At 34.8% G+C, this 14,314-nt stretch carries 12 protein-coding genes; all 12 read right to left on the bottom strand.

The window, feature by feature from the left end:
• Positions 1-2: 2 nt before the first annotated feature.
• Positions 3-1,040 carry a sulfate ABC transporter substrate-binding protein gene (locus AC5LWL_RS10595; protein ID WP_493434278.1) on the bottom strand — a complete coding sequence of 346 codons (1,038 nt, stop codon included), beginning with the start codon at positions 1,038-1,040 and terminating at the stop codon, positions 3-5.
• A gap of 402 nt (positions 1,041-1,442) precedes the next feature.
• Positions 1,443-2,009 carry a M23 family metallopeptidase gene (locus AC5LWL_RS10590; protein ID WP_493434277.1) on the bottom strand — a complete coding sequence of 189 codons (567 nt, stop codon included), beginning with the start codon at positions 2,007-2,009 and terminating at the stop codon, positions 1,443-1,445.
• 337 nt (positions 2,010-2,346) lie between these two features.
• A complete protein-coding gene (locus AC5LWL_RS10585) occupies positions 2,347-3,480 on the bottom strand; it encodes a glycerate kinase family protein (protein WP_493434276.1) in 1,134 nt (377 codons plus the stop codon).
• 648 nt (positions 3,481-4,128) lie between these two features.
• Positions 4,129-5,298 (bottom strand): RsiX family anti-sigma factor, encoded by a 1,170-nt coding sequence (locus AC5LWL_RS10580; RefSeq protein ID WP_493434275.1) that lies wholly within the window; start codon positions 5,296-5,298, stop codon positions 4,129-4,131.
• Positions 5,273-5,821, bottom strand: a complete 549-nt coding sequence (gene sigX, locus AC5LWL_RS10575) for an RNA polymerase sigma factor SigX (RefSeq protein ID WP_493434274.1) — start codon at positions 5,819-5,821, stop codon at positions 5,273-5,275. The genes AC5LWL_RS10580 and sigX overlap by 26 nt, the downstream gene beginning before the upstream one ends.
• A gap of 255 nt (positions 5,822-6,076) precedes the next feature.
• Positions 6,077-7,843, bottom strand: coding sequence for an ATP-binding protein (locus AC5LWL_RS10570; protein WP_493434273.1), 1,767 nt, complete (start codon positions 7,841-7,843; stop codon positions 6,077-6,079).
• Positions 7,840-8,556 carry a response regulator transcription factor gene (locus tag AC5LWL_RS10565; protein WP_493436594.1) on the bottom strand — a complete coding sequence of 239 codons (717 nt, stop codon included), beginning with the start codon at positions 8,554-8,556 and terminating at the stop codon, positions 7,840-7,842. Before AC5LWL_RS10565 ends, AC5LWL_RS10570 begins: the two co-directional genes overlap by 4 nt.
• A 171-nt stretch (positions 8,557-8,727) precedes the next feature.
• A complete protein-coding gene (gene ccsB, locus AC5LWL_RS10560) occupies positions 8,728-9,906 on the bottom strand; it encodes a c-type cytochrome biogenesis protein CcsB (RefSeq protein WP_493434272.1) in 1,179 nt (392 codons plus the stop codon).
• 15 nt (positions 9,907-9,921) lie between these two features.
• Complete coding sequence (gene resB / locus AC5LWL_RS10555; RefSeq protein ID WP_493434271.1) at positions 9,922-11,532, bottom strand: cytochrome c biogenesis protein ResB; 1,611 nt, start codon at positions 11,530-11,532, stop codon at positions 9,922-9,924.
• 16 nt (positions 11,533-11,548) lie between these two features.
• Positions 11,549-12,073, bottom strand: coding sequence for a thiol-disulfide oxidoreductase ResA (gene resA / locus AC5LWL_RS10550; RefSeq protein WP_493434270.1), 525 nt, complete (start codon positions 12,071-12,073; stop codon positions 11,549-11,551).
• Positions 12,074-12,558: 485 nt separating this feature from the next.
• Positions 12,559-13,290: a 23S rRNA pseudouridine(2605) synthase RluB gene (gene rluB / locus AC5LWL_RS10545; protein ID WP_493434269.1), complete on the bottom strand. Its 732-nt coding sequence runs from the start codon at positions 13,288-13,290 to the stop codon at positions 12,559-12,561.
• Between the two features lie 489 nt (positions 13,291-13,779).
• Positions 13,780-14,313, bottom strand: a complete 534-nt coding sequence (locus AC5LWL_RS10540) for a spore maturation protein (protein WP_493434268.1) — start codon at positions 14,311-14,313, stop codon at positions 13,780-13,782.
• Between the last annotated feature and the right edge of the window lies 1 nt (position 14,314).

Below are 14,314 nucleotides of genomic sequence, written 5' to 3'. Positions count from 1 at the left end.
ACTTACTTTGGTTGATAAATTTTATCAAATGTTCCACCATCATTAAAATGGGTTTCCTGCGCCTTTTTCCAGCCGCCAAATTCTCCATCCACTGTTACTAATTGAATATCAGCAAATTGATCTTTGTATTTTTTTAATACGTCTTCATTTCGTGGACGATAGAAATTTTTTGCTGCTATTTCCTGCCCTTCATCTGTATACAAATAGTTCAAATAAGCTTCTGCAACTTTTTTGGTACCTTTTTTATCAACCACTTTATCTACAACTGAAACAGGTGGTTCTGCTAAAATACTTAGAGACGGATTTACGATTTCAAATTTATCTGCTCCAAATTCTTTTAACGTTAAATATGCTTCATTTTCCCAGGCAATAAGTACATCCCCTATTCCTCTTTCCACAAAAGTCGTTGTTGAACCCCTTGCACCAGAATCTAAAACTTCTACATTTTGATAAAGTTTTTTTATGAAGTCTTGTACTTTCGCTTCATCTCCACCGTATAATTTATCTGCATAAGCCCAAGCTGCCAAGTAATTCCATCTTGCTCCACCTGATGTTTTCGGATTTGGTGTTATAACAGATACATCTTTTTTAGTTAAGTCATTCCAATCTTTAATTCCTTTAGGATTTCCTTTTTTCACAAGAAAAACAATTGTAGAAGTATAAGGTGTAGAATTGTCTGGTAAACGTTTCTGCCAGTCTTTATCTAAAAGATTTGCGGTTTTCGATATTTCATCAATATCATATGCAAGTGCTAAAGTGACAACATCTGCTTCTAACCCATCTATTACCGCTCGTCCTTGCTTTCCAGATCCACCATGTGATTGTTTAATAGTAACTGTTTGTCCAGTTTCTTCTTTCCAATTCTTCGCAAATGCTTTATTAAATTCTTGGTAAAGTTCTCTAGTTGGATCATAAGATACATTTAATAACTCTATACTATCTTTATTTGCTTTCGAAGATGTGTCTTCTGCTTTTCCACATGCTGATAAAATTCCCGTTAGCAAAACAAGTGATAATAATAAAATAATGCTCTTTTTCATTTTTAATTCCCCCTATTTTTATGAAATTACTAGTTAAATGCCATAAAAAAAGACATATCACCATAATAGTTGGTAATATGCCTTTAGTTTGTCTAATTAGCATTTACTAGTTGTTTATTTTCTTTCATTAAGATTAATCCAAACTATTCATAGTTGTCAACTAGGTTATTAATTTTTTTTGAAATTTTTTCTATTACAAAAAAAAGGGCAAATGTAAAATAAACCATTTTCTAGTGAAATGGTTTTAAGTGTGAAGACAAAATAGTATTTGCAGAGAGACTTCAGGCTATGAATAGAAGCAAGCGAGTAATTCAAACACTAGAAATCCTGAACTGATTCTCCTTGCATATACTATTTTCGAATTATGTTTACTCTTCTTTTTTCTTTCCAATTATGTATTCATCATTTTTTGTAGGAGGCTATTGTGGCTCTTTTCTTTTGATTAACTTGTACTGTCTGTCCGACCACTACTTTTCCCAATGCTACAATTGGGTTAACAGCATTTTCTTTCGATGCCGTCCACTTTTTATTATGTACTTCAAAATGCAAATGAACACCTGTAGAATCTCCCGTATTACCCATCTTTCCAATGATTTCTCCTTTCTCTACTATTTCTTTTTTCTTTACAACACGTTCACATAAATGAGCATATACCGTTTCCATTCCATTATGATGCTTGACAAAAATGACATTCCCATATGATTGTGAAAGATACGATTTTGTCACTATGCCGTCGTCAACCGCGTAAATTGGGGAACCGACGTCTCCTGCGATATCAATCCCTTTATGATGTCCATTTCTTGTATTATATAAATCAGATATAACTCCTTCACTCGGCCATATCCAATCCTTTGTGCGTTCTGAGATCGAGAATGAACTCGCTTCAGATTGTCTTCCACCTAAAAATAACAGACTTATAAATAGAAGCATAATAGCTGCTATTAACAGTCTCCTGATGTAGTCTCCCATTTGCTCCTCCTTATCAAATTTAGTCTTGTTTCATATATAATCCTATCTTAATTTTCTCCGCTATTCTCTCTTAATTCGTAAAAAAAATGAAATTAAGTTATTTCGAAATAACAAAAATCATATTATCTGCTTGTTGTCCTTAGTCTTCCTCACACCTTATGTTCAGACATATAAAGTTAGAACAAAAAATAAAAATTCTGTGTTTTATATACTCTGACTAGGACTAAGTTTATTATTTCAATTGTTTAAAAAACTATACACAGAATCTTTACTAGCTGACTGTTGTTTGCCATAACTCCATCCATATAGGATTATTTTCAGTACGAGTGAAAGAACATTAGAATAATAACACTCGAGCAATATTTTCACATGTTCTCTCCACATTTTGTCTGCCTTCACTTAGCAGACTGTCCAACTGATCCGCTTTTGGAATAATTCCAAAGATAGCATCAATTCCTTTTTCATAGAGGATATCTATCCCTTCTCCAATGAAGCCCGCAATAGCAATTACTTTTATATTTTGTTCTTTTGCAACTTTTGCAACACCATATGGAGTTTTTCCAAATTGTGTTTGAAAATCTATTCCTCCCTCCCCAGTTATCACATAATCTGCATGTTTTATTTTATCTCTTAAATTAGAATATTCTACAACAAGATCAATGCCATTTTTTAAGACTGCTTTCGTAAAAATCATTAACCCTGCACCTAATCCCCCTGCCGCACCTGCTCCTGGAAGATTCTTCACCTCTTTATTTAACTGCTCTTTTACTACTTTAGCATAATGTTCCAAGTTGTTATCTAATAGTCTGATCATTTCGTTTGTTGCTCCTTTTTGCGGTCCAAAAACATAAGATGCTCCTGTTGCACCACATAAAGGATTTGTTACATCACAAGCAACAAAAATTTCCGTTTCTTTTAAGCGTAAATCGATGTTTGACAAGTCTATTTTTCCCAACTCATCCAATGAACCTCCGCCTCTTTGCAAAATCTTTCCATCTCTATCGATAAACTTAACACCAAGCGCCTCAGCCATTCCTGCTCCACCATCATTGGTAGCGCTTCCTCCAACGCCGATAATGATTTTTTTTAGTCCTTTATTTAAACATTCTTTTATTAGTTCGCCTGTTCCATAACTGGTTGTAAGCAGTGGATTTTTTGTTTGCTCATTAACATATTGAATACCACTTGCCTCAGCCATTTCAATTACTGCTGTTTTTTCGTCTCCCAATATTCCAAATTTAGCGTTTACCTTCTCGCCTAAAGGTCCTGTAACTTCTGTATAGATTAATTTTCCACCTGTAGCATCTATTAATGATTGTACTGTTCCTTCTCCTCCATCTGCCATTGGAGCGTGGATACATTTAGCATAAGGATCTGCTTTTTTTATGCCTGTTTCCATTGCTATACAAACTTCTTTCGCTGTCATGCTTCCTTTAAATGAATCTGGGGCTAATACAAATGTTTTACTCATTGTTTATTCCTCCTTATTTTATATAATAATTAGATTGCTTTTTAACAGGCTATCCTGAAAAAAGCCTTGGCTGTCTCGAATAGTCCGCAGTCAGAATACACTTCGCTTTCCATGGGGCGAGCGGTGAGCCTCCTCGGCGCTTGCGCCTGCGGGGTCTCACCTGTCTCACAATTCCCACAGGAGTCTTCGTGTATTCTGACTGCTCCCTGTTTCAAGCTTAGATAAAAAAAATGGATGCTGCTTCTTTTCGTGCGGCCTGGTGTAAATTTTGTTTGCATGGGGGTCTGCCCTAAAAAAAGGGTTCCTCAGGTGGAATACACTTTGCTTTTCCACGGGAGTATTCATGTATTCCGGCTGCTAACTGCTTATAAATTTAAGAAATCTGCTTCTTTTCATGTGTCATGGTGTGAATTTGTTTGCATGGGTGTCTTCGTGTATGCTGGCTGCGGATTTATTTGAGCGTGCATTACATGATAAAGTGGAATAATTTATTTTTTCTATTGGATGTAGTGCTGCTTGTGCTTGGTTTTTTAGATTAAAAAAACTGTTCCAATGGAAGACCTTATCACCTTTTCTATATGCATGAAAGTTATTTCAACTTTCTATGCTTCTAGACTGGTTGGTGCTAGTATGGAACAGTTTAGTATATTAATGAATATCTCTTTTATTCGCAGCAACGGGTACACTTACTTCTTTGGTTAATGTAAATCTTCCTATTTGTTTTATATTTGCATTTTCAAATTTGACGGTAGAAAAATGAAAATCTTTTGCCGTTAACAAAATGGATTCAATCGCTTGTAAGGTACGATTATTTTCTTCTAACTTACTATCTTTTGTTAATGCAACAATCAATTGATTTTTTGATGGATTAGAAACGATCTTTTCAAAGTGAATAGTATCAGGAAGAGAAGCAGAAAGTCCTAATACTTTATTATCTTTTTGCATATCATGAAAAGCCATCTCAATCGATTCATAGGAATCTAATGAAGGAACATAATAAGCGTTCTTTCGTTCTTCCCCTGCATCAAACAGGAAATACCCTCTTTTTTCTAATTGTCGGTAATTAATAAATGTTACCTTTCCAAAATTGCCAAAGTTAATCCCTGGTTGATTATTCGTGGAAAACAAAACTTTTTTTGCATTAACTTCTTTCATTTGTTCCTGTATGATTGCGTAATAAAAATTATCACCATTCGATGGAAAAACGGATGGATCCTTTGTTACAGTTGCATGTACTTCTTTTTTATTGGCATCAAAAGATAAATCTGCCTTCACAGGATAATAATCCATCAGCCCCCATTTTTCCTCTGTTAACTTGTTCATAAGATCTTTATATAAATCAAATTTAGTGCTGTTTAATTCCTTATCCACCAAAACACTAACAGGTACTACCACTTGCAGATTTTTATCTGGAATTGGATACGTCAAAATTTCCTTTCCATTTATATCTTCTGGATAAATTACGTTTGTTTCCATACTAACATCGAGCTTATCTGCAAAATTAGCTTCTTGTTTATTTTCTGATTTTTGTATATCATCACCCGTGTTTATTAAGGCAAACATATTCCGATCATGCAGGCTCGACTTTTCCTCATTTATGCTTGTTCCATTATTCATTACACTATTCACAATGATAATAAAAAGAAACAGCGAACACAATGTTGCAACAGTAGGTATGATCCAATGTCGTTTTAGTTGTTTCTTTTGTTTTGCCTCAACACACATTTTTATTGTAGACGGATGTCGATTATCCTTTACTTTAGGAAGTTGTTTTATTAAACCTTCTAATTGTTCATCGTTCCATTTTGATTTTTTCACTGGTATCCTCCTCTCGGCAAGTGTTCTCCATCTGCTTTCTTAATGCCTTCAATGCCCGATGCTGTGTTGTTTTTACTTTGCTCTCCGTCCATCCTAATGATTCCGCTGTTTCTGCAATCGAAAGTTCCTGTATATATCGCATAATAATCACTGAACGTTGATCGACCGTGCATTTTTTTAACGCTTTATATAAGTACTGCACTTCTTCAGATTGCAGTGTAATCTCTTCTGGTAATAAGTCATCTGCCTTAATTTGCTGCTTTGACCAATCAAATTTTTCCATCACTCTGCTTTTCAGATTAGTATTTTTCCGAAAATGATCAATAGCAACATTGCGCGCAATACTGAATAACCAAGTTTTTTCGGTGCTTTTTCCTTCAAACCGGTGATAAGATTTTAACACACGTATATATACTTCTTGCACTAAATCTTCAGCCGTTTCTTTATGCTGAACCATATAAAATAAAAATTGAAAAACGTCATGATGATACTTATTATATATTTCATCAAAAACGGAGTTCATCTCTTCCCCTCCCCGTTCGTAAAATTAGTCGTATAAAAAGTGAAAATAGTTTCATTTTTTTTAATACTTTTCTCTACCAAGAAAAGTGGCTTTGGCTCTCTTGGGTAGTCCGCAGTCAGATTATATACTCAAAATTACGTTCATTTTGAATTTATCATTCTTTTTCCAATAAAAAAGGAAGGAAATTATTTCTCCTTCCATACGTTCTATTATGTTAAATTGTTTCTCATGAATCAAGAACAATCGGCACTTTCTCTAATAAATTTCACTATTTCGAGGTAAATAGATAAAAAATGTCGTACCTTGCCCAAATTTGCTGTGGACTGTTATTTGCCCTTTATGTGACTCAACTATATTTTTTGCAATGGCCAGTCCTAAACCTGTACCTGAATTTCCTCTAGTTCTCGCTTTATCCGCTTTATAAAAACGTTCAAATACAAAGGGCAAGTCTTCTTCTGAAATACCAACACCTGTATCTTTTATTTCCCAATATACTCCATTTTCATCTATTCTACTAGCAATGCTGACATTTCCTTTTGCTGGGGTATGTCTTAAGCAATTATCAATGATATTCGTAAGCACCTGTTCCATTCGATCAGGATCCATGGAATAATACTGCTCCGTTTCAATAGGATGAACAGAGAGATTGATTTGTTTTTCTCTTGCTAGCGCATAAAATTTTCTTGCAACCTTTTGTAAAAAGGAACGCAGCTCAACCTCTTCTTTTACTAATTCCAGATGACCTGCTTCCATACGAGCTAAATCCAATAGTTCATTCACAAGCCGTCCCATTCTTAATGATTCATCATAAATGATTTGGGCCATCTCTTTTTTCTCTTCTTCTGACTCAGCGATACCATCAACAATTGCCTCACTGTATCCTTGCAGCATGCTAATCGGTGTGCGCAGTTCATGAGATACATTAGCAATGAAATCAATACGAAGTTTATCAAGCTTTCGTTCCTCTGTCATATCTCTTATAACAGCAATTGCTCCTCTAATTCGATCATTATTATATAGAGGACTAACAATAATAACCCAATAGCGTCCTTGCACTTTAATTTCATCTAGTTGTTCATCACCAGTTGTAACGGCTAAATGAAATAAATCTTTTATCTGACTCGGAACTTGTTCGACTAACTTATTATGATCTTGCTCATAATGCCAATGCTGTAGAAATTTTTCCGCTGGAGGATTAGTAATCAAAAGACTTCCGTTTTTATTAAAAGTAATAACACCGTCAGCCATCCCGCTAAGGATATTGCCGAGCTGTTCTTTTTCTTCACTTAATGCATTTATATTAAAATCTAATCTTTTAGCCATCTCATTAAAAGCAATCGATAATTCTCCAATTTCATCCTGTGTCATTATCGGGACTTTTGTATCAAAGTTTCCTCTTGCTAATTCGAAGGCAGCTTCTCTCATTTTACGTAGCGGAGCAGTAATTCTTGTTAAAAGAAAAAATGCAAAAATAGTAGTTAAAATAACTGCAACAACAGCGGCCAATATAATAAATTTAGTCGTTGATTTTTTCGTTTCATTTAATACATCGATCGATTGATAAATAAAAACAGCTCCAGCAGCCTTGCCATTCTCTATAATTGGAGCTCCCACAATAACTAATTGATCATTAGAAGATTTCGGAGAATTTACAGTTGCTACTTTTATTTTACTTTTTGTCAAAACTTCAGAAAGTTCTTTGTTTTGCAATAAATATTCAGTGGAAATCTTATTGGAGCTAGTGTTAGGTGATACAACTATTTCCTTAGATGTTTTCATAATTGCTGCGCCTGTAGACGGGTCGAGGAGATTCCACGCAATATCTACCCCAACGTCTGAATCATACTGCTCCATAATTCCAGCGATTTTTGTTGCAGTATTAGATAACCCTTTTTTTGTTTGATCTGTGTGATATTGTTGAAAATACTCCAATAACATTACCGTTAAAATAAATAATACAATCGAAATAAGCAGTAAAAAAGTAAACCAAAGTTTAAATACTACACTTCTCCAAAACATCATCCATTGTTAACCTCAAACTTGTACCCTACTCCCCAAACTGTTACAATCATTGCTGCAGCCGCCTCTGACACTTTGTTTAATTTTTCTCTTAGCCTCTTAACGTGCGTATCCACTGTTCGTAAATCTCCAAAAAACTCATAATGCCATACTTCTTTTAACAACAGCTCTCGATCAAAAACTTTATCAGGAGATCTTGCTAGAAAATAAAGAAGCTCATATTCTTTTGGAGTTAAGCTTACTTCTTTCCCATCTGCCAATACTCGGTGAGCATCATGATCAATCGTTAAAAATGGGAAGACAATCACATCTTTAGAAGCATTCTCGTTTTTTACAAAAGTAGTTGTAATGGATCTTCTAAGTAAAGCCTTTACTCTTAGTACAACTTCTCTTGGACTAAAGGGTTTAACAATATAATCATCTGTACCTGCTTCAAAACCTTGTACTCGATTTATTTCTTCCCCTTTTGCTGTCAACATAATAACTGGTGTTGCCTTTTTTTCTCGCAATTCTTTGCAAACTTCCATTCCATCTTTTCCTGGCATCATTAAATCAAGAAGAATAACATCATATTCAACTGCTAATGCCTTCGTTAAAGCAGATTCGCCGTCTTCAGCTTCATCAACAATAAAATCTTCTCTTTCCAAATACATCTTTAGCAAGCGTCTAATTCTTTCTTCATCATCCACTACTAATACTTTAATTTCCTTCTCCATCATAAAGTCCTCCTATACAAACTATCTATAGAACACTCCATAGATACATGTTTTATGATTCAAGTAGCTTTTCTATAAAAAACTCCTATTTTATGCTGCAGATTCCAACCGTGAAGGCGGCAAATAAAGAACCAAATCTGCTTTATTAGCGGTATTTTTTTGGCATATATCTTAAGCATATGCATGAAGGCCGACCATTAATAAATTTACTGCAATTAAATTAAACATGATGATGATAAAACCGATAACTGCTAGCCATGCAGATTTTTCCCCATGCCAATCCTTTGTTAATCTTAAATGAAGAAAAGCAGCATAAAATAACCAAGTAATAAGAGCCCATACCTCTTTTGGATCCCAATTCCAAAATCTTGACCAAGCAATTTGTGCCCAAATCATCGCAAATATCAATGCCCCCAATGTAAAAATGGGAAAACCAATCAAGACGGAACGATAGCTTATTTCATCCAACAGATCTTGGGAAATATTTTTTACAAAAGGTTTTAAAACAGTGCCAATCCTTTTTCTGAATATACACCGTAATAGAAGGTAAAGGACACATCCCACTGCTACTGATAAAAAAACACTGTTTAATTTATTACTATTTATAGATGCTGGAACCGTTAAAATTGGATTGATATCACCTTTTGCTGCCAACTGGTTCTCAGTTGGACCGATAATGACTGGTAAATGATACTCCATTTCATTTTTTTGTCCGTCTTTTCCAACCCAATAAATAGATTCCTTATAATCGATGGCGGAAAAAAAGCAAGATAGCAAGATAAAACCAATCAACGAGCAAAATAAAACAATAATCACTTCAATACCTTTTGCACTTTTATTTGAAGTGTTTTCATTTGTTCCTTTTATTAAGTAAATAAATGCTGCTGCAAAACTAATGGATAATATGGCTTCTCCTAGTGCGGCTGTAATAACATGAATTTGCAGCCAGGAGCTTTGCAAGGCAGGTATTAAAGGTGCGACATCATTTGGAAACATATTTGCATATGCAATTATTATAATAACAAGCGGCAAGGTAAACAAACCTAATGCTGATGTTCGATAGATTTTACTTAACAATAGAAAGGCAGCAACTAAAGCTAATGCAAAAAAGCAGATAAATTCAAATAAGTTGCTGACTGGAGCATGTCGAGATGCAACCCATCTTAATACAAAATAAGTAAAATGACAAAAAAATGCAAGTATTGTTACGTATATCCCTATTTTCGCTGATTTAGCAACAGGTTTATTTTTCACCCCTCTTTTTTGTTTTATCGCACCTGCAAAAAACACTGTTGCAACCATATAGAGGAGGAAAGCGGCATATAAAAAATTACTACTTATGTTGACCATCTAGTCCCTCCTCTTTCATGTTCTTTTTTGATATGTAGTATGATCTTCAGATTCTAAATGAATCTTGTCTCCAAAAATTAGTCTTAACTCTCGCTTTAACGCAAACCAATTTTTATTTGTATGTGCCGCAACCCATAGTTCCTTATTTGACCAATGTATCCAAATTCTTCGGTGATTCCAATAAGAACCCTGTATCACACCAATCATAAAGATAATCCCTCCAATAAACAGGAAATACAGCATCGGATCTTTACGCACCGTTAATGCGGATACATTTTGGGTCTTTATCTCTTCTATTTGAATATCCCATTGATTGTTTTTATTTGAAGCAACTGTTTGGTTTAATGTTACAAAAGAAAGCTCTTTCTCCTGTCGATCTGAAACGCTAATTTCAAAAACAAAAGCAGGATTATTCGGAACTTTTGATTTTGTAGTAGGTTGACCATTTTTATTTAAAATGACATCCGGATAATAGTCCAAAATTCTTAAAGTTTGTCCACTTTTTAATGTATAGCTATCTTGAGGGTTATTTACATTAATTTGGATCGAATCAAGCTCCGTTTTCGTTTGTTTGTCGATGACTTTATAACGAATGCTTGAAGTCTCATTTAATTTGTAATCACCTTGATAAATAGTATACCCATCGAATTTCAAAGGTTTATTCACTTTAATTGTTGCTTCTTTTAATTTTTGCATTGCCGCTTTTTCTCCAGCAATTGTATTTGCATCTGCTTGGAATAATGTGACTTTTGTTTGAAAGTTTTTAGCCATAACCGTTCTTTTCTCTAATGCCTGCTCAAAAACTTTATTTTCTTTGTCTTTATCATATACTTCCACTATAAATTGATTATTTTTTAAATAATATTGACCAGCCGTTCCAGGAATTTGTTTTGTTTGTCCATCTCGTATCCACATTACTTCATTAATATATAAACCAGGTATAAACCGCAGCATTGCAGCAAATAAAAAAATAATTAAACCAAGATGATTAATATAAGGACCCCATCTTGAAAATCGCCCTTTTTCAGCTAATAAATGCTGTTTATCCTTTTTGACATCATAATGTAATTGGCCGAGCTTTGCCTCTAATTGGGGCTTCTCCTCTAAAAGGGACAATCGAAAAAAAATTCGCTGATTACGATAAAAACTCGGATGTTTAATCACACGCTGCTGTTTTAGCGCCCGATATAACGGAAAGAATCTGTCTATACTGGCAATTACTAACGAGCAGCTCAAGGCGATAATAAGCAGAAGATACCACCAGGACTGATACAAATTGGCAAAACCTACATAATAATAAACACTGCCAAACCATCCATAGGTATCTTTGTAGTAATCAGATGCTGATATCTCCGCAGGAATATACATTTCCTGCGGTAAAATAGTCCCTATGATGGATGCTAACAAAACAATCAGAATGAAACTGACGCCAACTTTAACGGAAGAAAAAAAATTCCATACTTTATCAATGATATTTTTATTATATGTTTGTGATCGACGGGCGCTTCCTTCGTATCTCATATCAATATTTTCTGTCTCATGTACGAGTAACTTTTTTCCACAAGCACCACATAATTCTGTTCCATATGGATTATTATGACCACAGCTACAATCTATTGTTTTCATTTTTTTCACCTAAAGTTTACGGTTTTATTTTCTCCATCATTTCTTGAATTTTTTTTTCGGTTAATTCTCCAGTATAGATATCTATAATTCCCCCATTTTTATCAATCAAAAATGTTACTGGAAGTGGATTTATTGCATATGCTTCTTGTACTGATTCATCAGAGTCAATCATGGTTGGGAAGGTTAAACCATATTCTTCTATAAATCTATTGACTGTGAGTGTTGATTCTCCGACATTTATAGAGAATACCTGTACTTTATGCTGTTTATATTGATTATATAATTCATTGATTAAAGGCATTTCCTTTTCACATGGTTTACACCAGGTAGCCCAAAAGTTTAAGAAAATACCTTGGCCTTTATAATTTGAAAGCTTTTGCTGCTTCCCTTTTTGGTCAATAAGCACAAAATCAGGGGCTTGTTGACCAATTTGAATTTTATCCGCTTGATTATTTGTTACACTTGCGTAAATGGTGTAAACAGCTGCAGCAAATAAAAGCAGTAAAACAGCAGTTCGAAGCAATAATCGTTTCTTTCTCATCTAATCCTCCAATAAGAAAAGCTCGGGTCGCCTTGCTCAGCCCCGAAGAAAGATGTTCACATGACTCAAAAAGAGATTTTTCCTTTTAGAGGCATAGGGCAACCCAGGCGTTGACCTAAAACAGGCACCACGGTCCTTACGTCTTCGTCCTATACGTCAAAGCCTAGATGCGGATACGACCGCCAAGTTATCTATAATCCCATTTCGTTGATAAATTCCTAGACGACCAAGTAACTTTCGCCACTATTATATCATTTATATGTTGTAGATATTGTAATCCTATTCATTCATCTGTGAACGTTTTATGAACGTTTTTTTAAGTGCGTGTTCAAAAAGGAGGATAAAAAGGACCGAGAAGTTCGAGGCGTCTTAACTTTGAGCATCGGAACGTATGGTATTAATACGTGAGAAGCGGAAAAGTAAGACAACGAAGAAATTCGATGTGTCATTTTTACCGGACTTTTTAAACAACCTCTTAAAGTTCATTATTTTTTCTTATTTGTATTTGCCGTTGTTCGAAGTAATTTCACTTCATGTGCTGTTAATTCTCTCGCATCCCCTGGCTGTAATCCACTTAAATTTAAAAATGCATATCTTTCCCGTTTTAATTTCATAACAGGCGTTCCAATCGCCTCAAACATTCTTCTTACTTGACGATTTTTTCCTTCATGAATTTTCAACTCAATAATAGAGGTTCCTTTTTTCTTATCTAATGAAAGGAGTTTTACTTTTGCAGGAGCAGTTTTGCCGTCCTCCAAGACGATTCCTCTTTCTAAAAGCTTCAGCTTTTCTCGAGAAGGAATACCTTTTACCTTTGCAACATATACCTTTTCGACTTCTCCTTTTGGATGCATCATTACATTGGCGAATTCACCGTCATTTGTTAATAAGATTATTCCAGATGTATCGTAATCAAGGCGGCCAATCGGATAAATTCTTGCGTCAATTTCAGAAAAGAAATCTGTCACTACTTTTCTTCCTTTATCATCATTTACACTTGATATAACGCCTCTTGGTTTGTATAGAATAAAATAAACAGGTTCTTCTCTTTCAACAGGTATCCCGTTCACTTCTACCTTATCTGAAGGAGTTACTTTAATACCTAGCTCTTTTACGGTCACACCGTTTACTTTTACCTTTCCATCTACTATTAATTCTTCCGCTTTTCTTCTTGATGCAATTCCTGCATGTGCAATTACTTTTTGTAATCTTTCCATCTATGTCACCTCTACGCTTTTCCATTGTTTTTTTGTATTCTTTATTCAATATTTCAAAAAGAGAGCTTATATTTATTTCGCCTTCTTTGATCAATTAACGAGTACATGCTAAAAACAAATTTTTTAATATTACCCTTTTGAATTATGACATAAAATCATGAATTTTCAAAGAAAGTCTTTTCATATCAATTATTTTATAAAGAATATGGAAAAAGAACAAAAGCACTGAAACTAACTGCGAACAAGACCAACAAGTTAATTGATAAGCTGAGAGCAGCAGGCATACACGAAGACTCCTATGGGATTAGCGGGACAGGCGAGACCCCACAGGAGCTGCTCCGAGGAGGCTCGGCGCCCGCCCGCAGGAAAACGAAGTGTATTCCGGCTGCGGATCCATTGAGAGTGTGCGAAACCCTATTTTCAAGGAAAACGATAAAAAAACACTACCGCTTTAGTAGTGTTCAACACTTTATATTAAGAACCATTTGTTCATTTTCCAAAAAACAGTGTAACAACGATGATTGCAACAATAAAACCTACTAAATCAGCTAATAAACCAACCTTTAAAGCATCGCCCATTTTTTTAATGCCCACCGCACCAAAATAAACAGTAAGCACATAAAACGTTGTATCCGTACTCCCTTGAATGGTTGCAGCAAGCCTGCCAATATAGGAGTCAGGACCATATGTTGCGATTAAATCGCTCGTCATTCCAAGAGCAGCATTACCAGAAATCGGACGAATAATTCCTAGAGGAGCTATTTCTGATGGAATTCCTAAAATTGTTAATACCGGCTTTAAAAATCCCATAAAATATTCTAATGCACCAGAGGCACGGAAAACAGAAATAGCCACTAGCATTCCAATTAAAAAGGGAATAATAGAAAAAGCAATACTTATTCCTTCTTTCCCACCTTCTACAAAGCTTTCATATGTGGGAACCCGCTTATACGTTCCATATAATAGAATAAAACCAATAAGTGAAGGAATCATCCATAATGATATTAGTGAAACAAATTCCATT

Source organism: Niallia sp. WK069_GA_01 (assembly GCF_983173855.1).
The sequence above is the reverse complement of the archived record's forward strand: the minus strand, read 5'-3'. Positions and strand labels throughout refer to the sequence as shown.

Coding starts and splice junctions, on each gene's coding strand:
- AC5LWL_RS10595 (WP_493434278.1), bottom strand. CDS start 1,040: ATGAAAAAGAGCATTATTTTATTATTATCACTTGTTTTGCTAACGGGA.
- AC5LWL_RS10590 (WP_493434277.1), bottom strand. CDS start 2,009: ATGGGAGACTACATCAGGAGACTGTTAATAGCAGCTATTATGCTTCTA.
- AC5LWL_RS10585 (WP_493434276.1), bottom strand. CDS start 3,480: ATGAGTAAAACATTTGTATTAGCCCCAGATTCATTTAAAGGAAGCATG.
- sigX (WP_493434274.1), bottom strand. CDS start 5,821: ATGAACTCCGTTTTTGATGAAATATATAATAAGTATCATCATGACGTT.
- AC5LWL_RS10570 (WP_493434273.1), bottom strand. CDS start 7,843: ATGATGTTTTGGAGAAGTGTAGTATTTAAACTTTGGTTTACTTTTTTA.
- AC5LWL_RS10565 (WP_493436594.1), bottom strand. CDS start 8,556: ATGGAGAAGGAAATTAAAGTATTAGTAGTGGATGATGAAGAAAGAATT.
- ccsB (WP_493434272.1), bottom strand. CDS start 9,906: ATGGTCAACATAAGTAGTAATTTTTTATATGCCGCTTTCCTCCTCTAT.
- resB (WP_493434271.1), bottom strand. CDS start 11,532: ATGAAAACAATAGATTGTAGCTGTGGTCATAATAATCCATATGGAACA.
- resA (WP_493434270.1), bottom strand. CDS start 12,073: ATGAGAAAGAAACGATTATTGCTTCGAACTGCTGTTTTACTGCTTTTA.
- rluB (WP_493434269.1), bottom strand. CDS start 13,290: ATGGAAAGATTACAAAAAGTAATTGCACATGCAGGAATTGCATCAAGA.
- AC5LWL_RS10540 (WP_493434268.1), bottom strand. CDS start 14,313: ATGGAATTTGTTTCACTAATATCATTATGGATGATTCCTTCACTTATT.